General features: G+C 70.0%; 24 protein-coding genes and 1 riboswitch. Of the genes, 15 read left to right on the forward strand and 9 right to left on the reverse strand.

Features of this window, described 5'->3' with window-relative positions; genetic code table 11:
• The first annotated feature begins 506 nt into the window (after positions 1-506).
• The 7 genes from ACNPQM_RS30550 to ACNPQM_RS30580 all read left to right on the forward strand — a co-directional run bounded on the left by ACNPQM_RS30550 (position 507) and on the right by ACNPQM_RS30580 (position 5,924).
• Positions 507-773, forward strand: coding sequence for a transposase (locus tag ACNPQM_RS30550; RefSeq protein ID WP_418086496.1), 267 nt, complete (start codon positions 507-509; stop codon positions 771-773).
• A 20-nt stretch (positions 774-793) separates the two neighbouring features.
• Positions 794-1,864 (forward strand): hypothetical protein, encoded by a 1,071-nt coding sequence (locus ACNPQM_RS30555; protein ID WP_418086497.1) that lies wholly within the window; start codon positions 794-796, stop codon positions 1,862-1,864.
• A gap of 18 nt (positions 1,865-1,882) precedes the next feature.
• Entirely contained in the window at positions 1,883-2,227 is a 345-nt protein-coding gene (locus ACNPQM_RS30560; protein ID WP_418086498.1) for a transposase, read from the forward strand.
• 69 nt (positions 2,228-2,296) lie between these two features.
• Positions 2,297-2,491 carry a hypothetical protein gene (locus ACNPQM_RS30565; protein WP_418086499.1) on the forward strand — a complete coding sequence of 65 codons (195 nt, stop codon included), beginning with the start codon at positions 2,297-2,299 and terminating at the stop codon, positions 2,489-2,491.
• A gap of 128 nt (positions 2,492-2,619) precedes the next feature.
• A riboswitch (M-box (ykoK) riboswitch) is annotated at positions 2,620-2,796 on the forward strand.
• Between the two features lie 336 nt (positions 2,797-3,132).
• Complete coding sequence (locus ACNPQM_RS30570) at positions 3,133-4,770, forward strand: Nramp family divalent metal transporter (protein ID WP_418086500.1); 1,638 nt, start codon at positions 3,133-3,135, stop codon at positions 4,768-4,770.
• 82 nt (positions 4,771-4,852) lie between these two features.
• Positions 4,853-5,593, forward strand: coding sequence for an MgtC/SapB family protein (locus ACNPQM_RS30575; RefSeq protein ID WP_418086501.1), 741 nt, complete (start codon positions 4,853-4,855; stop codon positions 5,591-5,593).
• A 100-nt stretch (positions 5,594-5,693) separates the two neighbouring features.
• A complete protein-coding gene (locus ACNPQM_RS30580) occupies positions 5,694-5,924 on the forward strand; it encodes a hypothetical protein (RefSeq protein WP_418086502.1) in 231 nt (76 codons plus the stop codon).
• A gap of 59 nt (positions 5,925-5,983) precedes the next feature.
• On the opposite strand, the gene ACNPQM_RS30585 is transcribed toward ACNPQM_RS30580, so the two are convergent.
• The 3 genes from ACNPQM_RS30585 to zapE all read right to left on the reverse strand — a co-directional run bounded on the left by ACNPQM_RS30585 (position 5,984) and on the right by zapE (position 9,269).
• Positions 5,984-7,363, reverse strand: coding sequence for an alkaline phosphatase PhoX (locus ACNPQM_RS30585; RefSeq protein WP_358856394.1), 1,380 nt, complete (start codon positions 7,361-7,363; stop codon positions 5,984-5,986).
• A gap of 315 nt (positions 7,364-7,678) precedes the next feature.
• Complete coding sequence (locus ACNPQM_RS30590) at positions 7,679-8,104, reverse strand: OsmC family protein (RefSeq protein WP_358856395.1); 426 nt, start codon at positions 8,102-8,104, stop codon at positions 7,679-7,681.
• 40 nt (positions 8,105-8,144) lie between these two features.
• Positions 8,145-9,269 (reverse strand): cell division protein ZapE, encoded by a 1,125-nt coding sequence (gene zapE, locus ACNPQM_RS30595; RefSeq protein WP_358856396.1) that lies wholly within the window; start codon positions 9,267-9,269, stop codon positions 8,145-8,147.
• Between the two features lie 36 nt (positions 9,270-9,305).
• Here zapE and ACNPQM_RS30600 point away from each other — a divergent pair, with 36 nt between their 5' ends.
• The 4 genes from ACNPQM_RS30600 (at position 9,306) to msrB (ending at position 12,525) form a co-directional block, all read left to right on the forward strand.
• Positions 9,306-10,070 carry a pyrimidine reductase family protein gene (locus tag ACNPQM_RS30600; protein ID WP_418086503.1) on the forward strand — a complete coding sequence of 255 codons (765 nt, stop codon included), beginning with the start codon at positions 9,306-9,308 and terminating at the stop codon, positions 10,068-10,070.
• Positions 10,071-10,219: 149 nt separating this feature from the next.
• Positions 10,220-10,672, forward strand: a complete 453-nt coding sequence (locus tag ACNPQM_RS30605; RefSeq protein WP_366136952.1) for an indole-3-glycerol phosphate synthase — start codon at positions 10,220-10,222, stop codon at positions 10,670-10,672.
• 40 nt (positions 10,673-10,712) lie between these two features.
• Positions 10,713-12,107 (forward strand): UDP-N-acetylmuramate--L-alanine ligase, encoded by a 1,395-nt coding sequence (murC, locus tag ACNPQM_RS30610; RefSeq protein ID WP_418086504.1) that lies wholly within the window; start codon positions 10,713-10,715, stop codon positions 12,105-12,107.
• Positions 12,108-12,117: 10 nt separating this feature from the next.
• Positions 12,118-12,525, forward strand: a complete 408-nt coding sequence (gene msrB / locus ACNPQM_RS30615; RefSeq protein ID WP_418086505.1) for a peptide-methionine (R)-S-oxide reductase MsrB — start codon at positions 12,118-12,120, stop codon at positions 12,523-12,525.
• Between the two features lie 216 nt (positions 12,526-12,741).
• On the opposite strand, the gene ACNPQM_RS30620 is transcribed toward msrB, so the two are convergent.
• Complete coding sequence (locus tag ACNPQM_RS30620; RefSeq protein ID WP_418086506.1) at positions 12,742-14,658, reverse strand: PE-PGRS family protein; 1,917 nt, start codon at positions 14,656-14,658, stop codon at positions 12,742-12,744.
• A 222-nt stretch (positions 14,659-14,880) separates the two neighbouring features.
• Here ACNPQM_RS30620 and ACNPQM_RS30625 point away from each other — a divergent pair, with 222 nt between their 5' ends.
• The 3 genes from ACNPQM_RS30625 to ACNPQM_RS30635 are packed head-to-tail and all read left to right on the forward strand — an operon-like array spanning position 14,881 to position 15,848.
• Entirely contained in the window at positions 14,881-15,207 is a 327-nt protein-coding gene (locus ACNPQM_RS30625; protein WP_418086507.1) for a plasmid mobilization protein, read from the forward strand.
• 29 nt (positions 15,208-15,236) lie between these two features.
• Positions 15,237-15,587 (forward strand): hypothetical protein, encoded by a 351-nt coding sequence (locus ACNPQM_RS30630; RefSeq protein ID WP_418086508.1) that lies wholly within the window; start codon positions 15,237-15,239, stop codon positions 15,585-15,587.
• Positions 15,588-15,602: 15 nt separating this feature from the next.
• Positions 15,603-15,848: a peptide-methionine (R)-S-oxide reductase gene (locus ACNPQM_RS30635; protein ID WP_418086539.1), complete on the forward strand. Its 246-nt coding sequence runs from the start codon at positions 15,603-15,605 to the stop codon at positions 15,846-15,848.
• 454 nt (positions 15,849-16,302) lie between these two features.
• Here ACNPQM_RS30635 and ACNPQM_RS30640 read toward each other — a convergent pair whose 3' ends face one another.
• From ACNPQM_RS30640 to ACNPQM_RS30655, 4 genes are read right to left on the reverse strand one after another with little or no spacing between them, the layout of a single operon-like run.
• On the reverse strand, positions 16,303-17,556 hold the full coding sequence (locus ACNPQM_RS30640; protein WP_418086509.1) for an NAD(P)/FAD-dependent oxidoreductase: 1,254 nt from the start codon (positions 17,554-17,556) through the stop codon (positions 16,303-16,305).
• Positions 17,553-18,989 carry an NAD(P)/FAD-dependent oxidoreductase gene (locus ACNPQM_RS30645; protein ID WP_418086510.1) on the reverse strand — a complete coding sequence of 479 codons (1,437 nt, stop codon included), beginning with the start codon at positions 18,987-18,989 and terminating at the stop codon, positions 17,553-17,555. The genes ACNPQM_RS30640 and ACNPQM_RS30645 overlap by 4 nt, the downstream gene beginning before the upstream one ends.
• On the reverse strand, positions 18,986-20,419 hold the full coding sequence (locus ACNPQM_RS30650; protein ID WP_418086511.1) for an FGGY family carbohydrate kinase: 1,434 nt from the start codon (positions 20,417-20,419) through the stop codon (positions 18,986-18,988). The genes ACNPQM_RS30645 and ACNPQM_RS30650 overlap by 4 nt, the downstream gene beginning before the upstream one ends.
• A complete protein-coding gene (locus ACNPQM_RS30655) occupies positions 20,416-21,951 on the reverse strand; it encodes an APC family permease (protein WP_418086512.1) in 1,536 nt (511 codons plus the stop codon). Before ACNPQM_RS30655 ends, ACNPQM_RS30650 begins: the two co-directional genes overlap by 4 nt.
• 434 nt (positions 21,952-22,385) lie before the next feature.
• Here ACNPQM_RS30655 and ACNPQM_RS30660 point away from each other — a divergent pair, with 434 nt between their 5' ends.
• On the forward strand, positions 22,386-23,147 hold the full coding sequence (locus tag ACNPQM_RS30660; protein ID WP_358856416.1) for a DeoR/GlpR family DNA-binding transcription regulator: 762 nt from the start codon (positions 22,386-22,388) through the stop codon (positions 23,145-23,147).
• A gap of 85 nt (positions 23,148-23,232) precedes the next feature.
• On the opposite strand, the gene ACNPQM_RS30665 is transcribed toward ACNPQM_RS30660, so the two are convergent.
• Complete coding sequence (locus ACNPQM_RS30665; protein WP_418086513.1) at positions 23,233-23,457, reverse strand: hypothetical protein; 225 nt, start codon at positions 23,455-23,457, stop codon at positions 23,233-23,235.
• Positions 23,458-23,465 lie beyond the last annotated feature (8 nt).

Genomic DNA, 23,465 nt, shown 5'->3' on the forward strand with positions numbered 1-23,465 from the left:
GGCCTTCGAAACCGGGGTGGTGGCGGTGTACGCGGTGGCTGTGGTCAGCGGAGCCGTGACGCTCGCGAGGACAGCTATGCCGGCAACGAACGCGAGTCGGGTACGGCGGGTGAGGTGGTGCGTGGTGCTCAAGGATCCCCCCGGGAGCCTGTAGACGTATACGTGTTCGCATGTACGACACCTTGTGTACTGCAAGGGTTGTACGCCGCGACCGGATTTCACGACGGCCTGTTTGAAGTGCGGGTCGTCGCACCGGGGTCGACCGCGGGCGGGGCGGCCAGGTCGACCGCCCCGGACTGCCCTACCGTTTGCCGCCAGCGCCCGCGGGGGCCGATTCGGTGTCGAAGGTGTAGAACTTCCGGTGGTCCAGCATGTCGGGGTGCCGGTAAGAACCGTGTCACCGATCCTGCTGGCTTATTCCGTGCCCAGCGGGGCTGACGGCTCGTTGGGCAGGACAGCAGCGGCCGTCTTGGCTTTCCCGGTCGCGGGTGGGGTGTGGAATGTCGATGCAGCCGAGGCCGTGGCCGAAGGTGCCTGAGCTGACCGCGCAGGTGGCGCGGGCGGTGGCGGCACGGGGCCCGTACCCGTTGGCGATGCGGGTCCGTGACGAGCTGGGCGAGTTGTTCGCGGACGCCGAGTTCGCCGAGGCGTTCGAAGCCAGAGGACGGCCAGGCTGGTCACCAGGCCAGCTCGCGCTGGTGACGGTGTTGCAGTTCGCCGAGAACCTCACCGACCGGGCGGCAGTGCATCGGGTGCGGTACGGCATGGCCTGAAATACGCGCTCGGCCTGGAGTTGGATGATCCCGGGTTCGACGCCTCGGTGCTGTCCGAGTTCCGCACGCGGTTGGTCAAGCACGGGATGGAGGAGAAGGTGCTCGACCTGCTGCTGACCGCGCTCAAGGACCGGGGCCTGGTGAAGGCGGGAGGCAGGCAACGCACTGACTCCACCCGTGTGCTGGCGGCGGTACGCGATCTGAACAGGCTGGAGCTGGCCGGGGAGACGTTGAGGGCCGCGCTGGAGGCGCTGGCCTGCGTGGTCCCGGACTGGCTGACCCAGGCGGTGCCCGTTCGGGAATGGGTCGAACGCTACGGCCCGCGGATTCACTCCTGGCATCCGCCGGCTTCCACGAGCAAGCGCGAGGAGATGGCCCTGGTCTACGGCCGGGACGGGTTCGCGCTGCTGGAGGCGGTGCACGCCCCTGACGCCCCGGCCTGGCTGCGTGAGTTCCCAGCGGTGCAGGTTTTGCGCGCGCTATGGGTGCAGAACTACCACCGCGCCGTGACCGAGGCCGGGGCGGAGGTGAAGTGGCGGGAGAGCAAGGACCTCCCGCCCGGCAGACTGCAGCTGGCCTCCCCGTACGACACGGACGCGCGCTACGGCCTCAAACAGGGCTCCTGGTGGACCGGCTACAAGATCCACATCAGTGAGTCCTGCGACGAAACTGATGACCAGGACGCGCCCACCGGCCAGGCGACGATCCCTGGAGCCGACGGACCGCCGCCACACTTGATCACCCGCATCGCGACCACCGACGCCACAGTGACCGACGCGGAAGTGACTGAACCGGTCCATCACATGCTCGCCGGCCGTGGTCTTCTGCCTGCCGAGCACTTCCTCGATTCCGGTTATGCCTCCGCCGAGTTGATCGTGGGGATGAAGAAGAACTTCGGGGTCACCCTGGTTACCCCGGTCCTGCTGAACAGCTCACCCCAGGCACGTGCCGGCGCCGGTTTCGACCGCACCGCGTTCACTATCGATTGGGAGAAGCGGCAGGCCACCTGCCCACGCGGGGACACCAGCACCTGGTGGAGCCCCGCCGCCCTGCGCGGGACCAAGGCCATCGTCATCAAGTTCGACAAGTAGACATGTCGCCCCTGCCCGGTGCGAGACCAGTGCACCCGCTCGAAGACCGGCGGCCGGACCCTCTCCTTGCAACCCCGCGAGCTGCAAGAAGTCCTCGACCATGCCCGCCTCCAGCAGGCTGACGAGCAGTGGCGAGCCAAGTACGGAACCCGCGCGGACGTCAAGAGAACCATCCACCAGGCCGTCGCGTTCACCGGGATGAGACGTGCCCGCTACCTCGGTCTCCAGAAGACCCACCTGGAGCACGTCTTCTCCGCCGTTGCACTCAACCTCATTCGCCTCGATGCCTGGTGGAACGGTCACCCGCTCGACCGCACCCGTGTCAGCCACCTTGCCCGCCTCGACCTCCCCCTCGCCGCGTGACCGAATAAGCCAGCAGGATCGTCACCAGCCGCAAACGGTGATGATCTTACGAGGGTGGCACCTGTGTGGGTGAGTCCTGGGCCGTACGGCTGCGATGGGGGAATCCTCGGGACGACGATCGGCGAACGTGGCCGTACTCCGTTGGACCTGGATGAGCTGGTCGAGCGCTGGGCCCTGCTGAAGGACGAGCAGGTGCTTGTGTCCGGCAAGCGCGGTGCGACGCGCCTGGGCTTCGCCATACTGCTGAAGTTTTATGCGCAGTAACCCGACAGTAGCTTTCGGATCCCAGGGGGCATGTTCGGGGTGGCAATGGGCCGGGTGCCTGCCGGTCAAGACTGGGTAATCCGGAGAGTGGGCGCCCCGGCCCGGGTTTATGCTTGGCGAGGTTTGAAGAGGCACCTCGTTCGGTGAGGCGTCTTCACGGACACAGGCCACTGACCCCACGACGTCGAGAGACGCCCAGGTTCAGGACACCTCTCCCCGGCCTAAGGGGTGAGGCCAAGTGGCTTCCCGCCCGTCGGCGGGATTACGCCGTGGAGTGCCAAAGCTCTGACGAGATGGGGTGTACCGGCCACCATCGTGCGGGCTGGTCGCTCCTTGCCGCGTCGACGACGACACCCGTGTGCGGGTGTTCCCGGCCGGAAGGAGGCGAGAGACATGGATTGCAGTTGCAGTAGTCCGGGCCATCATCGGCCCCTGATCCGCTTGTCCTCGCATTCTTCCGGCACGCGGTAACCACCTCCCCTGCGCGGCCCCGCTGCGCCCTGTCACCACCTTCCGGTGCGGCCTGATGAGGGCCGTGGCGGGCGGTGTGTGCTGCCGTGCGCGCATCCGGCGCGCAGGGGTGATGACTGCTGCGTGCCCCCCGACACCTCCCCCCTCTTGGGGGGACCGGGAGGCACGACATGACCGACACGATGACCAACATCCCCACGCCGAGCACGGCGGTGCTGGACGACGCCCACATCGGTGACATCCGCGGCGCCCTGGGCACCATCAAGCTGGACGACCACGGCGAGCGCCGGGGGTTGTCGGCGAAGCTGAAGACACTGCTGGCGATCGCCGGCCCCGGCCTGATCGTGATGGTCGGCGACAACGACGCCGGCGCGTTCGCCACCTACGGCCAGGCCGGCCAGAACTACGGAACCCACCTGCTGTGGACGCTGCTGCTGCTGGTCCCGGTGCTGTACGTGAATCAGGAGATGGTGCTCCGGCTCGGCGCGGTGACCGGGGTCGGGCACGCCCGGCTGATTCTGGAGCGGTTCGGGAAGTTCTGGGGCGCCTTCTCCGTGATCGACCTGTTCCTGCTCAACGCGCTCACCCTGGTGACCGAGTTCATCGGCATCACCCTCGCGGCCGGATACCTGGGACTGCCGAAGGCCGCCGCCGTCGTCCTTGCCGCCGGGATCATCATCGCCTCCGCGTTCACCGGCTCCTTCCGCCGTTTCGAGCGGGTCGCGATGACGCTGTGCGCGGCCTCACTGCTGCTAGTGCCCATCTACTTCATGGTCCACCCGGCCACCGGCCAGATGGCCCGGGACTTCGTCGTGCCGAACCTGCCCGGCGGCACGGGTGAGCTGTCCACGGTGATGCTGCTGATCATCGGGATTGTCGGTACCACTGTCGCCCCATGGCAGCTGTTCTTCCAGCAGTCCTACGTCATCGACAAGCGGATCACGCCCCGCTTCATGCGCTACGAGAAGGTCGACCTGTGGATCGGCATCGTGATCGTCGTGATCGGGGCGGCGGCGATGGTGGGCTTCACCGCCGCCGCGTTCGCCGGCACCCACGGTGCGGGGCAGTTCACCGACTCCGCGGGCATCGCGCACGGGCTGGAGGCCAAGGCCGGCCAGCTGGCGGGGGTGCTGTTCGCGATCGCTTTGCTGGACGCCTCCATCATCGGTGCGTTCGCCGTCTCCCTGTCCACCGCCTACGCCATCGGCGATGTGCTGGGCATGAAGCACTCCCTGCACCGCGGCATCAAGGGCGCGAAAGGCTTCTACGCCGTCTACGCCGGCCTGGTGGCCGCCGCGGCGGCGATCGTGCTGGTCCCCGGTTCCCCGCTGGGGCTGCTGACCGAAGGCGTGCAGACCCTCGCCGGGGTGCTGCTGCCGTCCGCGTCGGTGTTCCTGCTGCTGCTGTGCAACGACCGTCAGGTGCTGGGCCCGTGGGTGAACGGGCCGAAGACCAATGCGTTCACCGCCGTCGTGGTCGGGGTGCTGGTGGCCCTGTCGGTGATCTTGACCGCCGCTGTGCTGTTCCCGGACCTCTCCGCGACCGCGATCGGGCAGATCATGGCCGGCTGCGGCGTCGCAGGCATGCTGGCCGCCGGGTACTCCTTCGTCAAGCGCCGCACGGGCACCAACGAGGACCCGCTCGACCGCACCGGCCGCGACACGTGGCGGATGCCCCCGCTGAAGACGCTGACAAAGCCGGTGATGTCCACCACCCGCAAGATCGGCATGGGCGCGCTGCGTACCTACCTGCTCATCGCCACGGTCTTGGTCGTCATCAAGATCGTGCAGGTCGCGCTCGGCCACTGACCGCTCGCCCGTGACAGGGGGCGGCGCCGGCACCACCGGGTGCCGCCCCCTGTCACGCCGGAGCAGAGGGGAGGTGTGCGGTATGCACGCCCTGACCATGATCGATTTCCTGACCCGGCTCGCGGCCGGGGCCGGCTGCGGCGCGCTGATCGGCGTGGAGCGGCAGTGGCGGGCCCGGATGGCGGGCCTGCGCACCAACGCCCTGGTCGCCACCGGGGCCACGCTGTTCGTGCTGTACAGCGAGGCGGTCGGCGACCTGGGCAGCCCCACCCGGGTGGCGTCCTACGTGGTGTCCGGGATCGGGTTCCTGGGCGGCGGGGTGATCCTGCGCGACGGTGCGGGGGTGCGCGGGCTGAACACCGCCGCCACGCTGTGGTGCTCGGCCGCGGTCGGGGTGCTGGCCGCCTCGGGGCGCCTGCCCTTCGCCGTGCTCGGCACGCTTGCGGTGCTGGCCGTGCACCTGGTGCTGCGGCCGGCCGGGCGCTGGCTGGACCGGGCCCCGGCCGCAGGCTCGGACCCGGACGCCGCCGTGCGTGCCACTGTGCACCTGGTGTGCGAGCGGCAGGCCGAGACCCACATCCGGGCCCTGCTGCTGCAGGCCCTGGCCGGTTCCCAACTGGCTCCCATCGGTCTGCGGGCCCGCCGCGAGGACAACGGGGACACCACCAGCCTGCGGGCCGCCGTCGCGATCAGCGGCCCGGTCGCCCCGGCACTGGAACCAGTCATCGCCCGGCTGTCCCTGGAGCCCGGGGTGCACGACCTGCACTGGCACCTGCACGACGAACCAGAACCGCACCCGGACCGGCCCCGCGCGCTGGCCTGACCAGCGCCCGGGCTGGATGAGCCGTCGAGAGGCCGCAAGGCCTCAGGACACCGTCCCCGTGTGCGGGCCGGTACGAGAACGGAAGGGAATGTGTGCCCTGATGAGGACTGTTCCGCACCCGCGCACCGGCGAGGGCACGGCTGTGCCGGCGGCGCTGGCCACCGCCCCGCGTGCCTATCGGCCGGCCGTCGCTGGCGCCCTGGTCGGAGCTGCCACTGCCGCCCACCGCAGGGCCGGGCGGCAGGCCGCGCGTCGGCTGGCCGCGGCGGCGGAGGCTGCCGACGCGTCGTGGTTCACCATCCGCAGCCTGGAGGGCTTCACCACCTCGTAGCGGCGGATGCCCCGTCCGGTACGGGGGCGGACCGCTCCGCCCCCGTACCGCTCAACATCTCAATGCCAAGGGCCCGTCACCGCGAACGTCGTCCCCGGTGTGTAGCAGTTCACGAACATCGTCCCGCCGTCCGGAGCGAACGTGACCCCGGCGAACTCGCCCCACTCCGGACTCTCCGCCGTCCCGATGTTCTGCCGGCCGCGCGCCATCGCGTACACCTCGCCGTGCCGCGTCACGCCGAATACATGCTGCGCGCCGTCACCGTCCTCGCACACCATCAGCCCGCCGTCGGACGTCAGACAGATGTTGTCGGGGGACTCGCCGGGCAACTGCACGTCCGTATCCGGACCGAAGACGACCACCAGAGTGAGACGGCGCCGCTTCGGCTCGTACCGCCACACCTGTCCGAAGTGGTCGGCCGCCGAGCCCGCCGCGCTCTTCGCGAAGCTGGAGACGAAGTAGACCGACGAGCCTCCCCAGTAGCAGCCCTCCAGCTTCTGGGCGTGCGTGATGCCCTTCGGGCCGAAGTCCTGGAACCGGATCGGCGTTCCGGCGGCCTGCGGATCCGGTACGGGGACCCACTCGATCCGGTCGAAGCTCGCGCCGGTCTCCTGGACGACGGAGAGGTCGGGGACACCGGGCACCCGCATGGCCTGCAGTTCGCCGCCGGCCCGCAGTGAGCCGGTACCACCGAGCGGTTTCTCCGGAAGGAAGCGGTAGAAAAGCCCGAACGGCCTGTCGAACGCGTCCTCCGTCTCATACACGATCCCGTTGTCCGGATCGATCGCGACCGCCTCGTGCTGGAAGCGGCCCATCGCGGTGAGCGGCACGGCTCCGGTGCGGCGCGGGTCGGCGCCGTCCACTTCGAAGATGAAGCCGTGGTCCTTGGTGTAGCCGTTGGTGCCGGCCCGGTCCTCGGTCTCCTCGCAGGTCAGCCAGGTGTTCCACGGCGTCCGGCCACCCGCGCAGTTCACCGCCGTGCCGGCGATGGCCACCCGTTCGCCGAGGACCGCCCCCCGGCTGTCGAGCTCCAGGGCCGTGCAGCCGCCCTTGCCCATCGGGTCGTAGGTGAGGCCGTCGACGGTCGGTACCGGGATCTTCGCGGTGACCCGGTTCTCGTGGTTGCGAACGAGATGGACGCGGCCGCGGTGGCCGGTGAACGCCGCCATGCCGTCGTGGTTGCTGGGGACCCGGCCCTCGCCGGAGCGGAGCCGGTCGCCCTCGCGGGACAGGACCCGGTAGCGGAATCCTTGCGGCAGATCGAGCAGACCGTCGGGGTCCGGGACCAGCGGACCGTAGCCGCTGTGGCCACGGGCGGCCGCGGTGCCCGCGAAGAGTTCGGAGAAGGCCCCGGCGAAGGCGATCGAGACAGCGGTCGCACCGCTGCCGGCCAGGACCTGGCGTCGTGTTGCGAGTCGTCGAGGGGCAGTTGATGACATGAGGCAACTCCCTGCTGGCGGACAGGAGAAGTGACCCGCATGTGTGTACCACGCGTATCGTCGCGTGGGAACCACGCGGGTCACTGAGCCTCGTGCGTGCCATGGGCCGACAGGGACCCCTGGGATCGCCCGCCGGGTCGCCCGTGCGGTCAGAGCCTGTCGGGTGGCCTCTGATCGGGCGGCCACGCCCTGGCACGCACGCTTCCGGCGTTGCCGAAATGCCCTGGTAGCTCCGCTACAAGGCCATCCCGGCGCCTTGGAATCGCACGCACCATGTCGCGTCCGCTGTCCGATCGAAGGTCACCCGACAGGCTCTCAGACGAGCGACGCGGTCAGCGTGATCGTCGTGCCCGTGAGGGCCTGGCTGACCGGGCAGTTCGCCTTGGCGTCCTCGGCGGCCTTGATGAAGTCCGCCTCGTCGAGACCGGGCACCTCGCCCTGCACGGTGAGGTGGATGCCGGTGATGCCGGTGCCGGGCTGGAAGGTGACCTCGGCCTGGGTGTTCAGCCGGGTCGGCGCGTTGCCGGCCGTGGTCAGACCGTTGGACAGGGCCATCGAGAAGCAGCTGGAGTGCGCCGCCGCGATGAGCTCCTCCGGGCTGGTCTTGCCGTTCGCCTTCTCCGCGCGGGACGGCCACGAGACCGCGTAATCCCCGATGCCGGAGGAGTCGAAGGTGACAACGCCCTCGCCCTCGATCAGGTTGCCTTCCCAGACCGTGTGCGCCTGACGCGTGGTTGCCATGCTGGATCCCTTCGGATGGGTGGAGTTACCGCACCCGAACCTACTGCGCCACCAGTCCCTTTGCGTCGCGCGCCAGCGCCGTCAGACGGGAGATCGCCCGGAAGTACTTCTTCCGGTATCCCCCGTTCAGCATCTCGTCGCTGAACAGCCGGTCGAACGGGAGCCCCGACGCGAGCACCGGGACTTCCCGGTCGTACAGCCGGTCGGCGAGCACGACGAGCCGCAGCGCCGTCGACTGGTCCGGCACCGCCTGCACGTCGGTGAGGCACACCGCGCGGATGCCGTCCGTCAGCGCGCCGTACCGGCTCGGATGGACGCGGGCCAGATGGTCGAGCAGCGACGGGAAGTCGTCCAGGCTGGCGCCCTCGGTGGCGTACGCGACCTTCGTGACCTGCTCGTCGGAGTACGGCGCCGGCGCCTCGGGAAGCCCGCGGTGCCGGTAGTCCTCGCCGTCGATCCGCAGCGGCCGGAAGTGCGAGGACAGCCCCTGGATCTCCCGCAGGAAGTCGGCGGCGGCGAAGCGCCCCTCGCCGAGCTTGCCGGGCAGGGTGTTGGAGGTGGCGGCGAGCGCGACACCCGCCTCGACCAGCCTGCTGAGCAGTGACGACACGAGAACGGTGTCACCCGGGTCGTCGAGCTCGAACTCGTCGATGCACAGGAGCCGGTGCCCGCTGAGTGTCTGCACGGTCTGCTGGAAGCCCAGCGCGCCCACCAGGTTGGTCAGCTCGACGAACGTGCCGAACGCCTTCAGTGAGGGAGCGGCGGGCGTGGCGTGCCAGAGCGAGGCGAGGAGATGCGTCTTGCCGACGCCGTACCCGCCGTCGAGATACACACCGCGCGGCCCGGCGACCGGTGCCGCCTTCCTGCCGAACCGCCACCATCCCTCCGAAGATCCGCTTCGTGCGCTCCCCTTCCTGCCCGCACCCGTCGCGTGCGCCCCGCCGAGCCCGTGCGCGAACTCGTCGAGTACCTTCACCGCGTCGGTCTGGCTGGGCTGGTCGGGATCGGGGACGTACGTGTCGAAGCGCACCGAGTCGAAGCGCGGCGGCGGCACCATCTCGGCGACCAGACGGTCGGCGGGGACGTGCGGCTCAAGGGCGCACAGGGACAGCGGGGCCGTTTCGGCTATGGGGCTCTGCCCCGGCACGGCGGTGGATGACGACACAGCTCTCAAGCTTAAGCGCCATGCGAGACTGCACGGATGCGACGCCTCTTCCCTGTGACCGACCCGACACCGGCTGCCGAAGGAGGGGAGTGGAGTCTGGACGAGCTCGCCGACGCCTATGCGTACCCGGCGGGCGACGCCCCCTGGCTGCGCGCCAACATGGTCTCCACACTCGACGGCGCCGCGCAGCACGACGGACGTTCGCAGCCGATCTCGTGCGACACGGACATGCGGATCTTCGGCACGCTGCGCGCTCTGGCCGATGTGGTCGTGGTGGGTGCGGAGACCGTACGGATGGAGGGGTACCGGCCCGCCAGGGCCCGGGACGCCTTCGCCGCGCGGCGGGCGGCGGCCGGGCAGAGACCCGCGCCGGCGATCGCCGTTGTCAGCGGGAGCCTGGACCTGGATTTCTCGCTCCCGCTCTTCGTCTCACCGCTCGTCCCGACCCTCGTGGTCACCGGGGCCGGTGCGCCGCCGGACCGGGTCGAGGCGGCCCGCAGCGCGGGCGCCGAGGTGGTGATCGCGGGGGAGGGTACCCGGGTGGACCCCACCAGGGTCGTGCGGGAGCTCGCGGACCGCGGGCTGAGGCGTCAACTGGCGGAGGGCGGGCCCCGGCTGCTCGGCCAGTTCGTGGCCGCCGGGGTGCTGGACGAGCTCTGCCTCACCCTCTCGCCCATGCTGACCGCCGGCGATGCCCAGCGGATCACGGGCGGCCCCTCAGTTGCGGTGCCGGAGCGATTCACCCTCGCTTCGCTGCTGGAAGAAGCCGGATTTCTCTTCACTCGGTACCGTCGGATCTGACAATCGGCGGAATTTCCCGTTCCGGTTAGCTTCCGATGGGCACAATGACTCACGCAGACCCCGTGCGACCACGGGGAAGGATGGTTTCAGCAGAGGCCGTCGAGGCCCGATGGAGCAGAAGGGCGCCCGAGGTGTTCACCAGCGTATTGATGATCGAGAAGCCCCTCACATCCGAGGACGTCGAGTTCGTCACCACCCTGCACGGGGAGGAAGAGACCTCGTTCGTCGTACTGATGCAGCCGCGCGGAGACCAGGCCGACGTACTGCTGCGCGCCATCGACGACGTGGCGATCGGCGAGCTGAAGGAAGCCGCCCGTGAGCTCGAGGAGCCGGAGGGCAAGGACGCCAGGCAACCCGCCGAACTGGCGCTCGAGGTATCGCTCGCCGCCCTGCGCCAGGCAGGCTCGGAGGCTGTCGGACAGGTGGTCGAGGAGCACCCCCTGGACAAGCTGAAGTCCGTCGTCGACGAGGCGGGGGCGGACGAGGTCATCGTGCTGACCGCACCGCACTACGTGGAGGAGTTCTTCCACCGCGACTGGGCCTCCCGGGCCCGGCACAAGGTCGGCGTACCGGTGCTCAAGCTCTTCGCGCACAGCGAATAGGCTGGGGGCGACTCACAACGACTTCTGGGGAGACACACGCATGGCACCCGGTATTCCTGCCGCCATGGAACGGCCGCACTTCATCGGCATCGGCGGCGCCGGAATGTCGGGCCTCGCGCAGATCCTTGCCCGGCGCGGCGCCAAGGTCACGGGCAGCGACGCCAAGGAGTCGGGCACGGCCGAGGCACTGCGGGCGCTGGGAGCGACCGTCCACATCGGGCACGCCGCCGCCCATCTGGCGGACGACGCGTCCTGCGTGGTCGTCTCCAGCGCCATCCGCTCCGACAACCCGGAGCTGCTGCGCGCCGCCGAGCTGTCGATCCCCGTCGTGCACCGCTCCGACGCGCTCGCCTCGCTGATGCAGGGCCTGCGTGCGATCGCCGTCGCGGGCACCCACGGGAAGACGACCACCACGTCGATGCTGGCCGTCGCCCTGTCCGAGCTGGGCCTCGACCCGTCGTACGCCATCGGGGGCGACCTCGCGGGCCCCGGCACGAACGCCAGGCACGGCGAGGGCGACATCTTCGTCGCCGAGGCCGACGAGAGCGACCGCAGCTTCCAGAAGTACGACCCCGAGGTCGCGATCGTCCTCAACGCCGAGCTGGACCACCACGCGAATTACGCCTCGATGGAAGAGATCTACGACTCCTTCGAGACGTTCGTCGGGAAGGTCGTCCCCGGTGGCACCCTGGTCGTCTCCGCCGACCAGTCCGGCGCGGTCGAGCTGACGCGGCGGGTACGCGACCTGGCGTCGCTCAACATCGTCACGTACGGCGAGTCCGAGACGGCCGACGTACGGGTCCACAAGATCACCCCGCGCGGTCTGACCAGCGAAGTCACCGTCGTCCTGAACGGCAAGTACCTCACCTTCACGGTCTCCGTCCCCGGCCGCCACTACGCCCTCAACGCGGTCGCCGCTCTCGTCGCCGGTGTCGCGCTCGGCATCCCGGCCCACAACCTGGCCTCCGCCCTCGGCACGTACACCGGCGTCAAGCGCCGGCTCCAGCTCAAGGGCGAGGCGGCGGGTGTCCAGGTCATCGACTCGTACGCACACCACCCGACCGAGATGACCGCCGACCTCGAAGCGATGCGCGGCGCCGCCGCCGACTCGCGCCTCCTGGTCGTCTTCCAGCCCCACCTCTTCTCCCGCACCCAGGAGCTCGGTACGGAGATGGGCCAGGCCCTCGCCCTCGCCGACGCGTCCGTGGTCCTGGACATCTACCCGGCCCGCGAGGACCCGATCCCGGGCATCACCAGTGCCCTGATCATCGACGCGGCGAAGGCGGCCGACGCCGACGTCACCGCCGTCCACGACAAGGCGGCGGTCGCCGAGGTCATCGCGGGAATGGCGAAGCCCGGCGACCTCGTTCTGACCATGGGGGCGGGCGACGTCACAGACCTCGGCCCGCAGATCCTGGATCACCTGTCGAGCTGAGGGAGCGACCGTGTCGTACGACATCGAGAAGCCGGACGAGGAATGGCGCGCGGAACTGACGCCCGCCGAGTACGCGGTCCTGCGCCAGGCCGGCACCGAACCGGCCTTCGTCGGTGAGTACACCGACACCAAGACGGCCGGCGTCTACTCCTGCCGGGCCTGTGGCGCCGAACTGTTCCGCTCGGACACGAAGTTCGAGTCGCACTGCGGCTGGCCGTCCTTCTACGACCCGAAGGACACCGACGCGGTCGAACTGATCCAGGACCGCAGCCACGGCATGGTCCGCACCGAGGTGCGCTGCGCCCGCTGCGGCTCGCATCTGGGCCATGTCTTCGAGGGCGAGGGCTACCCGACGCCGACGGATCAGCGGTACTGCATCAACTCGATCTCGCTCAGGCTGGTTCCGGACGGGGAGTGACCCCAGGGCCTCCACCCTCCGGCAAATCTTGATCCCGCTCGGCCATCCTCCGGATGATGCCGGGCGGGATCGCCGTGTTTTGGGCGGCGCCCTCGGCGGTGTGGCGGTCACGAAGGAGCGTGACCAGGACGCGGGCGGGGAGGCGGGGGCAGCGGGCGGCAGCCCAGCGGACGGAGGGGTCGGGGTCGTCGAGGAGACGGACCGCGCCCAGGCGGCTCAGTCGTGGGTCGTCGGCGGCGCGGAAGCGGACCTCGTGGTGCGGGTCGAGGGTGAAGCGCTCGACGAGTTCCGGGGTGGAGTCCGGGTCGTCCAGGGCGAGTTGGCGTAGCCGGGGGTTGGGGCGTCGGCGTATTCCAGGAGGCCGGTGCGGGGGAAGTTGGGGTGGGTGCGGGGGCGGCCGGGGGAGGAGAGACTGCCGTTCCACCAGTGCCAGACCTGCAGCAGCATCCAGGGTGGGGCGTCGTCGCAGGACTCGGCGAGGAAGAGGTGGACGACGCGGTCCTCGTCGTGGGCCAGTCGATCGACGACGTCCGGCGGGAGGTGGCGGGCGCGGGCGACGGAGCGGCGGATCAGGGGGTGCGGGGAGACGGAGAGCCGGCGCATGGCTTCGGGGTCGTTGTGGAGGGCGTGGACCCAGGGGAGGGTGGAGTAGTGGACCGAGGGATCGAAGTCGTAGGAGATGGTGGCTCGTTGGGCCTCGGTGAGGTCCGGGCGGAGGGCGATGGCGCCCCGGACGGAGGGGGCGGGGTCCACGCCCAGTACGGGGATCAGGGCCGGTGGCAGACGAAGGTTGTCGGCGAGGGCGCGGCGCAGGGTGACGTCCGGGTGCCGGGACAGGTGGTGGGCCAGTTCCGGTTCCAGCACGGAGTCGGTGACGACGCGCGTGGCGTCGCCGAGGTCGCCGCTCTCGAAGACGGCGAGCGGGACCGGGTGCTCACGGTGATGCAGCCGGCGGGCGGCGGCGCGGACGCCGGGGTCGGGGTCGGTGAGGAGCGCGTGACGCTCGTCGGCGTCGAGGTCCGGCCAGGCGGCGGCGCAGGCGGACTGCCGGACCTGAGGCTCGGGGTCGGTGAGGAGGGCGCGGGCCACGGTGACCGGCAGGCTGGTCAGGGAGGCGGCCTCGGCACGGACACGCGAGACGGGATCGGCGGCGAGACGCTCGTAGGCGGCGGAGGTGAACGTCGCGCCGTAGTCGACGGCGATGCTGACCAGGGCCCAGCGGCGGCGGTCGTTCTCCTCGGCGAGGACGAGGCGGCTCCACTGGCCGGGCGTCAGCTGATTGGAGCCGGTGTCGACCAGGGCGCTGCGCACCTTCCAGTCCGGGTGGGCGAGCAGTTGGTCGATCAGGTCGGCGGGCAGGTCGCGGCCGTAGAACCTCCGGGTGCGTACCAGGAGGTCGAGCCGGAGTCCGTCGGGCAGAGCGGAGTTGGACAGGAGCCCGGTCGTCCACCGCTCCCGTGTCTGCTGTGGAATCCGGAGCCTGCTGAACAGCCCGTCCCAGGCCGCTTCGCGCTCCTCCTCGCTCTCCTCCCGCGCCAGTTTCAGGGCCCGTTGTTCCTGATACGCGGGGACGTCGTCGACCACGATCAGCCAGATCTCGTACTCCTCGGTGGTGACGCCGATAAGTGTCTTCCCGTCCGGGGAGAGCGTCATGAACTCCGGGCAGCGGGGTTGATTCCGCAGGACCTCCGCCAGCCGCCACTTCTGCCCGAGCCGGACCCGGAACCAGTCGCCGCACCCCAGCGTGACCAGGAAGCCCCCGTCCTCGCCGAACAGCCCGTGCGCGGTGGCCAGCCGGAACCATTCCGCGTCGGTGTCGGCGAACGGATCGGCGGCGTCCAGTCGTACGACAGAGGTCGGTACGGCGTTTCCTGCCGCGATCGGCCGCAGCGCCGCACGGACGGGGAGGGCGTTGCGGTGGGCGCCCCAGCCGCCTGCGGCCTCCAGACCCGCCTTGGTGAGGATCGCATCGGCCCTCTCCCGTGGAGTGGTCACGCCGCTGTTCCCCCACTTCCGGTAGCGGGCGCGGAGTGGGGCGATCTTGGCACCCTGGCGCGGGACGTCTTGGTTGCCCCACTGCATTCCGAATCCCGGTTCCCCGTATCCCGGTTCCCCGTCAACTCTTTTGCTCATTCGGCCTATTGTTCCAGCCGCGCGACGCGGATCGGCGTGGTGTGGAGGTCCTCCACGGACCGGAATCGGGGTCGCCGTCTGGAGCCCTCGTACCGGCTCTCCGTCACCGACTTCGCGAGCCCCATGCCGACCGGTCCCGTCTGATCGCCGATGTCCTGCAGACGCTCTCGTTTCGGGACATCGGCGCTTGCGCCTCCGTAATACGCGTCACACGCTTTCGTTATGGCGAAGACTCGGATCAGTATCAGCCTCGAGCAGTCGCAGGCCGAGCGCATCAGAGAGCATGCCGAGCGGGCGGGCATGGACGTCTCGGCGTATCTGGTGCATGCCGCGACGCGGCAGATGGCCGAGAGCGATGCCATAGAGGAGCAGTTCGCCGATGTGGATGCGGTGATCGCCCGAGCGGAGCGGGAAGCCGGAGAGATGCCAAGAGGGCCTGTCGACGTACCCGTGGACCTGACGGAGCAGGAGCGCCGCGAGGTCGAAGAGGCCCTCGGTCTCGTGCACGGCCGAGACCGGCAGGGACATCGCCCGGGGCATGCCGCGTGAGCGCTCGGGTGCCGGTGTAGGACACCGGCATGCTCATCGCGCTCGCCGACCGCAAGGCGAATGCCCTGTCCGGAGTGCTCAGGGACTGCGCTGTCCCGCAGGCGCGTACGTCCGAGCCGCCGATGCGCGAGACGAAGGCGGGCCGCCCGGAGTGCCTGGCCTGCGCAACGGGGCCGGACCTTGCCGACTGGCGGCGCATCGGTACGGCTCTGGGGCAGGCGGTGCTGCCGGTCAAGAAGCGTCCTGATGCGGTGCATGCCTGGGTGGCGCTGGCGGCAGTGAGGCACGGCAGCGCGGTCATCTTCACCAGTGATCCAGATGATCTCCGCGCCTATCTGGAGGTTCTGGCACCGCCGGATGTGCATGTGGTTGCAGTCTGACGGTGCGGCTCGGCGCTGGGGCTGTGGAGGCTGAAGTGGTCAATGAGGTGCGGCTGGCCGTCCTTCTACGACTCGAAGGACACTGACGCGGTCGAACTGATCCAGGACCGCAGCCACGGCATGGTCCGCACCGAGGTGCGCTGCGCCCGCTGCGGCTCACATCTGGGTCGTGTCTTCGAGGGCGAGGGCTACCCGACGCCGACGGATCAGCGGTACTGCATCAACTCGATCTCGCTGCGGTTGGTTCCCGAGGACGAATAAGACCGACCGGCACATGGGGATGGGGCCCCGCTGGGGAGCGTAGGAAACCGGGACCGGGGCACCCCGAGCGGTCACGGGTGGAGCGCCTGTCGGCGGCGACCGCCCGGGACCGGTCCACCTGCTGGGCGGTGACGCTTCGTCAGTGGGACGGCGATCAGGCCGCCCTGTACACCGGCCTCGTACCACGCAGTCGCAGTGGTGAAGGGCTGCCGCGCTCATGCGGATCCGTCCGCCGGGGTGGGGCGGGCGTGAGCGCGGCAGCCTGTCCTGAGGGCCGGCCGCGGTGCCCGCCAGGTCCTGTCCTGCCGGTCTTCGTGGGCCCGGAACGCCTGGCACGGCACCTCGCCGCGTTGTCGGACTCGCCCACGTACGTCCAGTACGAGGACGATCCTCCGCTTGCGCTGCGCCGCACCGGATGTCCCGGGCTGAGCCACGAAGATCGGCAGGCCCGGACCTAGTGCAGGCCGATGTGCACTGGACCGCCGGTGGGTGACACACCGTCGAGCACGCTGGAGGGGACGCGGAAGACGCGGCCGGGTGCGGCGGGCCAGGCGAGGGTGCGGCGGGTGACGGTCCGTCCGTCCTGGCGGACGGTCACCCTCGGGAAGCGGGCGAACTCGTCGGCCCACAGCAGCAGGCGGCCACGTGCGGGCGCCGGGTCACCGGGTCGCAGGATTTGGGGGGCGACCCAGCGGAAGGGAGCGTCGGCGATCAGACGGACGCCCTCGGCCGGCTGTCGTTCGCTGTTCAGGTGGTTGATGATCTGTTGGGCGACGTGCTTGCCGTCGAGGGCGGCGACGTCGGCGGTGTCGACCGGGTGCAGCACGTTTCCGGCGGCGAAGACGCCGGGGCGGCTGGTGCGCAGGGCGGTGTCCGTGAGGGGGCCGAGGGTGCCTTCGTCGATGGTGATGCCGGCGGTGCGGGCGAGTTCGTGGTCGGGGATCCAGTCGCCGGTGAAGACGACGGTGTCGCATTCGATGGTACGGCGCCGGCCGGTGTCGAGGTGTTCGATTTCGACGGCCTGGCAGCGGCCCTTGCCGATGACGCGGGTGACGCGGCTGCGGGTGGCGACGGGGACGCGCAGGACGGTGCGCCCGGCCGCGTTGAAGGCGGCGTAGGACTCCGCCTTCGGGTACTGGCTGACCATGAGGGCGGGAGTGCATCCCGCTTCGCGCAGGGTGACGGCCGCGGACCAGCTGACGAGTTCTCCGCCGACGATGACGGCCCGTTTACCGACGGGCTGGTGGTGGAGGTGGACGAGGTTCTGCAGTTGGCCGGTGGTGTAGACGCCGTGCGGGCGGTCACCGGGGATGCGGCGTGCGGCGCGCGGCCGTTCACGGGCGCCGGTGGCCAGCACGATGGACCGCGCGCGGATCCGGTAGCGGCCGTCGGGACTGGTGACGTCGACGGTGTCGTCGTCGGCCCAGCCGGTGACCATCGTCCGGGTGCGGATCTCCGCTCCGGCCCGGGTGGCCTGCTGGACGAGGTGGCGGGCGTAGGCGGGGCCGGACATCACGCGGTGCAGGTCGCGCAGACCGTAGCCGGTGTGGTCGCTGTGCCGGGGAATTCCGCCGGCGGCCTGCTCCCGGTCGACGACGAGGACGTGGCCGGCCCGTCGGCCGGCCAGCTCGGCGGCGGCGGTCAGACCTGCGGGTCCGCCGCCGATGATGAGGACGTCGGGTGTGATCACGGGCGGCTGGTGGGTCATCGGGCGTCCTTGTGCTGGCGGCTGCAGCCGTCGTGGGTGTGGTGCTGTTCGTGCAGGGCCGCGACGGCTGCGCCGCAGAAGAAGCCCTGGCAGCGGCCGTTCATGGCGCGGGTGCGCCGCCGCAGTCCTTCCAGGTTGTGGGCAGGCACGGGGGCGTGGCAGGCGTCGCGGATCTCACCTTCGCTGACCCGTTCGCAGAAGCAGACGATGGTGCCGTAGGCGGGGTCGCGGGCGATGAGGTCGGCATCCTGGTAGGGGCGCAGGGAGGCTTCGCCGATGTTGGGCATCTGCGGGGGCTCGGGCAGGTCGCCGCGGGTGCGCAGGGCCAGGCCGGCTTCCTCGAGGAGCGTGCGGGCGTGTTCGGCGATGGCGATGCCGGCGGTCAGGCCGGTGGAGCGGATGCCGCCGACGAGCAGGTAGCGCTGGTGCGCGGTGGCTTCGATGAGGTAGTCGGGATGGTCGATCGCGGCTCGCAGGCCTGCGTAGCTGGCGGTGACTTCCTCGGCCAGCAGCCGCGGCATGAGGCGCTCACCCTTGGTGAGGAGGAAGTCGTAGCCCTCTTCGGAGGTGCCGGTGTCGGTGCGGTCGGTGAGGTCCTCGGCGGTCGGGCCGAGCATGACGTTGCCGTAGATGGTCGGGGAGATCAGCACGCCCTTGCCGCGGGAGGACGGCACCGGCAGGACGATTTTGTCGACCATGGGGCGGGTGAGCTTGTCGAAGACGAACAGCTCTCCGCGGCGGGGCGTGACGGTGAAGCGGTCGTGGCCGAAGAGGCGGTCGATGTGGTCGGCCCCGAGGCCGGCGGCGTTGACGACCCAGCGGGCCCGTACGTCACCGGCCGCCGTGTGCAGGGTGGTCGCCTCGTCCCCCTGGTCGATGCCGGTCACGGCATGCTTGAGCAGGATCGTGGTGCCGCGTTGCTGGGCGTCGGTGGCCAGGGCGAGGTTGGTGGTCCAGGTGCAGATGATGGATTCGTCGGGAACGGTCAGGCCGCCGAGCACGCCTTCTCCGAGGTCGGGAAGCGCGCGGTAGACCTCCTCGGCGTCGATGATGCGGCAGTGTTCGTAGCCGTTGGCCTCGGCCTTTTCCTTCAGGCCGGGCAGCGCCTGGAGTTCTTCGTCGTTCCACGCCACCAGCACGGCACCGGTGTGTTCGACGGGGATTCCGGTGGCTTTGGCGTAGGCGCCCAGCAGGTGGTAGCCGCGGGCGACCAGCCGGGATTCGAGCGTGCCGGGTTTGGCGTCGAAGCCGGTGTGCAGGATCGCGGTGTTGGCCTTGCTCGTGCCGTCGCCCACGTCGTCGCGGGCCTCGATCAGCGCGACGGAGACCTCGCAGCCGGACAGTTCGCGTGCGATCGCCGCGCCGACGATGCCTCCGCCGATCACCGCGACGTCGAAGACGCCGTTGTGGGGACGGTGGGGGGTGGCGGTCATGAGTGATCTCCCTCGGTGGCGCAGGCCGTGGCGGCCTTCGCCCATGTGGTGCGGAACTCCTCGGCCCGATCGGTGGACCAGCGGGGTTCGTAAACGGTGGTCGGCTGCCAGTCGCCGACGGCCTCTTTGAGACTGAGTGCGGGGTCGAGGGCGCAGCGGGCCAGGGCGGCTGCGCCCAGGGGGGTGGCGTGGGCGTGGGGGTAGATGTCGACGGGGATCTGGGCGATGTCGGCCTGGGCCTGCATGAGGGCGGCGGAGTTGGTCAGTCCGCCGTCCGCGCGCAGTCGGCTCAGAGGCCGGCCGAGGTCCTTCGCGACCAGCGCGCCCAGCTCGGCGACCTGTGCGGCGATGCCCTGGAGCACGGCCAGAATGAGGTGTTCGCGGCGGGTGGCCAGGGTCATGCCGGAGAAGGACGCGGTGGCCTGTGACGCCCACCAGGGGGCGGCGAGCCCGGCGAAGGCGGGCACGCACAGCACACCCTCGCTGTCGGCTGCCGCCACTGCGTCCAGGTCGGTCGCGGACTGGATGAGGCCGAGGTCCTGCAGCCAGCGCACCGCGGAGGCGACGGTGTAGACCTGACCGTCCACGCAGTACGGGGTCTGTCCGGCCGCCTGCCAGGCCACCGACGTGGTCAGGCCCGCGCTGGAGCGCACCGGGTTCAGACCGGTGTTCGCCAGCAGGAACGCGCCGGTGCCGTAGGTGCACTTCGCGGTGCCCGGCTCCAGACAGCCCTCCGCGACCAGGGCCGCCTGCTGGTCGACGATCAGCCCGGCCACCGGCACCTCCTGGCCGAACGCGCGGGTGGTGCCCACGATTTCGTCGCACGCGGCAATGCGGGGCAGCCGCTCCCCGCCGAGCCCGAACAGATCGGCGAGCTCAGGGTCCCAGGCAGCGGTGTCCAGGTCGAGGATCAGCGAGCGGCTGGCGGTGGAGGCGTCGGTGACGAACTCGCCCGTCAGGTGATGCACCAGCCAGGTGTCGGTGGTCGTCACCACCCCGTCGCGGGTGAGGTTGCGGCGCAGCCAGGCCATCTTGGGCGCGGAGAAGTACGGGTCGAGGACGAGACCGGTGCGCCGGGCGATGCTCTGGGCGTGCTCGGTCAGCTCGCTGCAGACGCTTTCCGCGCGCCTGTCCTGCCACACGATCGCCTGCGTCAGAGGTGTTCCGGTGGCCGGGTCCCAGGCCAGGACCGTCTCGCCCTGATTGGCCAGGGCAACGCCGGCGATCGGCCGGCCGGCCGCGCTCACGGCGCGGCGGCCGGCGTTGAGGACGGAGTCGAGCAGCTCGTGCGGGTTCTGCTCGACGCCTCCTCCGGCGAGATAGGTGGGGCGGACGGTTTCCTCCGCGATGGCGACGGTTCCCTCGTCGGCGTCGACGACGATGGCCTTCGTGCCCGAGGTGCCCTGGTCGATGGAGAGAATCGCGGTCATCGTGCGCTCCCGGCCGCGGTGGCGTCGGCGGGCTTCTGGTCGGCGGTGTCCAGCGCCCGGTCGACGTCGGCCATGTCGGGCATGGTCAGTCCGTGGCGGCCCCGCCGGATGATCAGGCCGGTGAAGTAGACGGCACCGATCGCGAAGAGGACCAGTACGTAGATCCATGGGGCTCGGAAGGAGGCGTCCCGGAAGATCAGCAGTTCGTACGCCAGCCAGACGCCGGCGACGACGAGGACCGGGATCTCCCAGCGGCCCAGTGAGAACCCCTGGGACGCGGGCAGGGAGCGGCGCTTGGCGGCGTACATCGCGACCGTTCCGGCGTAGATGAGGGCGGGCAGCAGGGTGCCGGCGGAGAACAGCTGGAACAGCGCGTCCGTGGAGCGGGAGAAGACCGCGAGGATGATCTGTGCGATCAGCAGCATGAACACCGAAGCGTTCAGCGGTGTCGCCGTGCGCCGGTCGATACGCTTCAGCAGCCGCCAGCCGGGGAAGCGCTCGTCCCGCGACATCGCATACACCAGGCGGGTGCCGCTCAGGGTGATCACCAGCCCGCAGGAGAAGATCGAAACGACGACCAGCACGAGCAGGATCTTCCCGACGACTGAGCCCAGCACGGCGGTGATCACAGTGGCCACCGGCGTTGCCGACTCCGCGACACCGTCGATCCGGCCGGCTGCGGCAGTGATCGCGACCAGGAACAGGAAACCCAGCACGCCCAGGGAGAGCACCGCCTGGATCATCGCCTTGGGGATGACACGAGCCGGATCCTTGGTCTCCTCGGCCAGGTTGGCCGCCGACTCGAATCCGACGATGGTGAACGCGCCCAGCAGGAACGCCAGAGCGAACGGTCCGGCCTCGGTGGCCCCGCCAAGGGCGTAGTAGCCGCTCTCCGGGACGGGCCCGGTCGCGAAAAGGTGAGCGAAATCCAGCTTGCCCGTGAAGGCGCCCACGACGAACAGCAGCACGGTCAGGGCGATCATGCCGACGAGCTGCACCGTCACGGCCACCTTGTTGACCCGGTGGGTGGTGCGCGTCGAGGCGGCGACCAGAACAGACTGCAGCAGCACGACAACGGCCGTGATCACCCAGGCGTTCTGCGTGGTGCCGACGTACTGGAACAGCTCCGGAAGAATGGTGGAGGCGATCGTGTAGTCCACGGCGATCAGGACCACGCCCAGGAAGGCGAACGAGATCCATCCCATGATCCAGCCCCATACCGGGCCCACGATGCGTGACACCCACTGGTACGAGTAGCCGCTGATCGGGATCCGCGCTGCGAGAGCGCCGAAGACGAGGGCGATGGACAGCTGGCCGATCACGGAGATCGGCCAGGCCCAGATGCCGCGCGGGCCCGACGTCGCGAGCACCGCGCCGTAGGTGGTGAAGATGCCGGTGGCGATGGAGACGAAGCCGAATGCCACGGAGAACGAGGCATACCAGCCGAGTTCCCGCGCCATGTGCTGCTTGGGCTCACCGGCGCCCGCGCCGTCTGTTCTCGATCCCTGGGGACCTGCGTCTTCGTATGCCATGCCTCTGTTTCCTGCTTCGAAGTGGCCCGCCGTGGATGCGAGAGCCAGTGGACGTGGAGGAACCGAACGGGTCGGCATGCAGGCACGCCCCGCGCGCGGGTCTGCTGGGGGCCTGTCTGCTGTTGGGACGGCGGGGCCGCGATGGTGCGCGCGGCCGTACCCGTGGCAGTCGACAACCCGGCTCTTGACCGTTCTTGTGGATTATTGACCGCGAGTTACTGGAAGTGTGGACCTTTGCCTGCTCGGCGTCAAGGGTTGGTCTTTGCGTAACGCACCGGACAGGCCTGGGGCGCTCGCCCAGGTGCCACAGGCAGCGAGAGGGAGGAAGGGGAAGCCCGGCAGGAGGAGGCGCGACGACCTGATCGAGGCTGCCTGGACCGTAGAATGCAGTCACAGATCCACAAAAACGGTCACCCTTCCAAAGGAGACAGGTCGTGCTCGCCGCCGAGCGCCATCGCAGAATCGCCGCCGAAATCGCCCGGCTCACGTTCGTCACCACTGACGATCTGACGACGCTGCTGGGCGTCTCCCACGAAACGGTCCGCAGGGACCTTGCCCTGCTCGAGCGGCGTGGCCGGCTCTCCCGGGTTCACGGCGGCGCCACCAGCCCTCAGGCGCCGGTCGGGGAAGAGGCACCCTTCAGCGAACGCAGCGGCGCCCTCGCCTCGGAGAAGGAGACCATCGGCCGCGCGGCAGCAGCACTCATCCAGCTTAACCAGACCGTTGTCATCGACGTCGGCACCACCGCCTTGGAGGTCGCCCGCGCGCTGCCCGCCGACCACGCCGGGGTCATCGCCACCCCCTCCCTCCTCGTGGCCGCGGAAGTCAGCACACGCCCCCGAGTCGAGGTCCTGGTCAGCGGCGGCCGGATCCGAGCCGGCGACCTCGCCTGCTCCAACGCCCAAGCGGTGGAATTCTTCAGCAACCTGCGCGCGGACGCCGTCTTCCTGGGATCCGGCGGCATCGCCCCCTACGGGCTCACCGACTTCCACCTCGACGAAGTCGCCACCAAGCGAGCCATGCTCGCCAACGCCTCCCACCGTTACGTACTCGCCGACTCGAGCAAGTTCGGCCGCACAGCCGCCCACCGCGTGTGCGAGCTGAACGGCTTCGACTCCCTCATCACCGACAAGCCATGCCCGGCCGAACTGCACACCGCCCTCGACCGAGCCGGCAGCACCGTCATCGTGGCTTGAAAAGGTCCCAAAGAGGCCCCACCCATCTGCGCGTCCTCTGACCAAGGCACTGGGCGGGTGGGACGCCCGGCGATCGGCAGCGGGGTCAGGGCAGCGCGGTGTTGTTCCAGTCGTATGGTCCGCCGCCGCGCCACTCGATCAGCTCGGGGTCGTCGATCGCGCGATCCTTGATGGGCAAGCCGGCGCGGTGGAGGAAATCGAGCACGTCGAAAAGGCTGTAGGCGGTGCCTACGCGCTCGCCGTGGATCGTCACCTGCCGCCCACCGTCCGGCGAGGGCGGAAGCACGACCACAGGAGGGTGCTCATCCATGGCACCAC

It is taken from the genome of Streptomyces sp. NPDC056231 (assembly GCF_048270745.1).
GTDB lineage: Bacteria > Actinomycetota > Actinomycetes > Streptomycetales > Streptomycetaceae > Streptomyces.

Bases quoted from the DNA above. Each gene is read 5' to 3' on its own strand.
- ACNPQM_RS30550 (WP_418086496.1), top strand. From the start codon at position 507: ATGCAGCCGAGGCCGTGGCCGAAGGTGCCTGAGCTGACCGCGCAGGTG.
- ACNPQM_RS30570 (WP_418086500.1), top strand. From the start codon at position 3,133: ATGACCGACACGATGACCAACATCCCCACGCCGAGCACGGCGGTGCTG.
- ACNPQM_RS30575 (WP_418086501.1), top strand. From the start codon at position 4,853: ATGCACGCCCTGACCATGATCGATTTCCTGACCCGGCTCGCGGCCGGG.
- ACNPQM_RS30580 (WP_418086502.1), top strand. From the start codon at position 5,694: ATGAGGACTGTTCCGCACCCGCGCACCGGCGAGGGCACGGCTGTGCCG.
- ACNPQM_RS30585 (WP_358856394.1), bottom strand. From the start codon at position 7,363: ATGTCATCAACTGCCCCTCGACGACTCGCAACACGACGCCAGGTCCTG.
- ACNPQM_RS30590 (WP_358856395.1), bottom strand. From the start codon at position 8,104: ATGGCAACCACGCGTCAGGCGCACACGGTCTGGGAAGGCAACCTGATC.
- ACNPQM_RS30600 (WP_418086503.1), top strand. From the start codon at position 9,306: ATGCGACGCCTCTTCCCTGTGACCGACCCGACACCGGCTGCCGAAGGA.
- ACNPQM_RS30605 (WP_366136952.1), top strand. From the start codon at position 10,220: ATGATCGAGAAGCCCCTCACATCCGAGGACGTCGAGTTCGTCACCACC.
- murC (WP_418086504.1), top strand. From the start codon at position 10,713: ATGGCACCCGGTATTCCTGCCGCCATGGAACGGCCGCACTTCATCGGC.
- ACNPQM_RS30620 (WP_418086506.1), bottom strand. From the start codon at position 14,658: ATGAGCAAAAGAGTTGACGGGGAACCGGGATACGGGGAACCGGGATTC.
- ACNPQM_RS30625 (WP_418086507.1), top strand. From the start codon at position 14,881: ATGGCGAAGACTCGGATCAGTATCAGCCTCGAGCAGTCGCAGGCCGAG.
- ACNPQM_RS30630 (WP_418086508.1), top strand. From the start codon at position 15,237: ATGCTCATCGCGCTCGCCGACCGCAAGGCGAATGCCCTGTCCGGAGTG.
- ACNPQM_RS30640 (WP_418086509.1), bottom strand. From the start codon at position 17,556: ATGACCCACCAGCCGCCCGTGATCACACCCGACGTCCTCATCATCGGC.
- ACNPQM_RS30645 (WP_418086510.1), bottom strand. From the start codon at position 18,989: ATGACCGCCACCCCCCACCGTCCCCACAACGGCGTCTTCGACGTCGCG.
- ACNPQM_RS30650 (WP_418086511.1), bottom strand. From the start codon at position 20,419: ATGACCGCGATTCTCTCCATCGACCAGGGCACCTCGGGCACGAAGGCC.
- ACNPQM_RS30655 (WP_418086512.1), bottom strand. From the start codon at position 21,951: ATGGCATACGAAGACGCAGGTCCCCAGGGATCGAGAACAGACGGCGCG.
- ACNPQM_RS30665 (WP_418086513.1), bottom strand. From the start codon at position 23,457: ATGGATGAGCACCCTCCTGTGGTCGTGCTTCCGCCCTCGCCGGACGGT.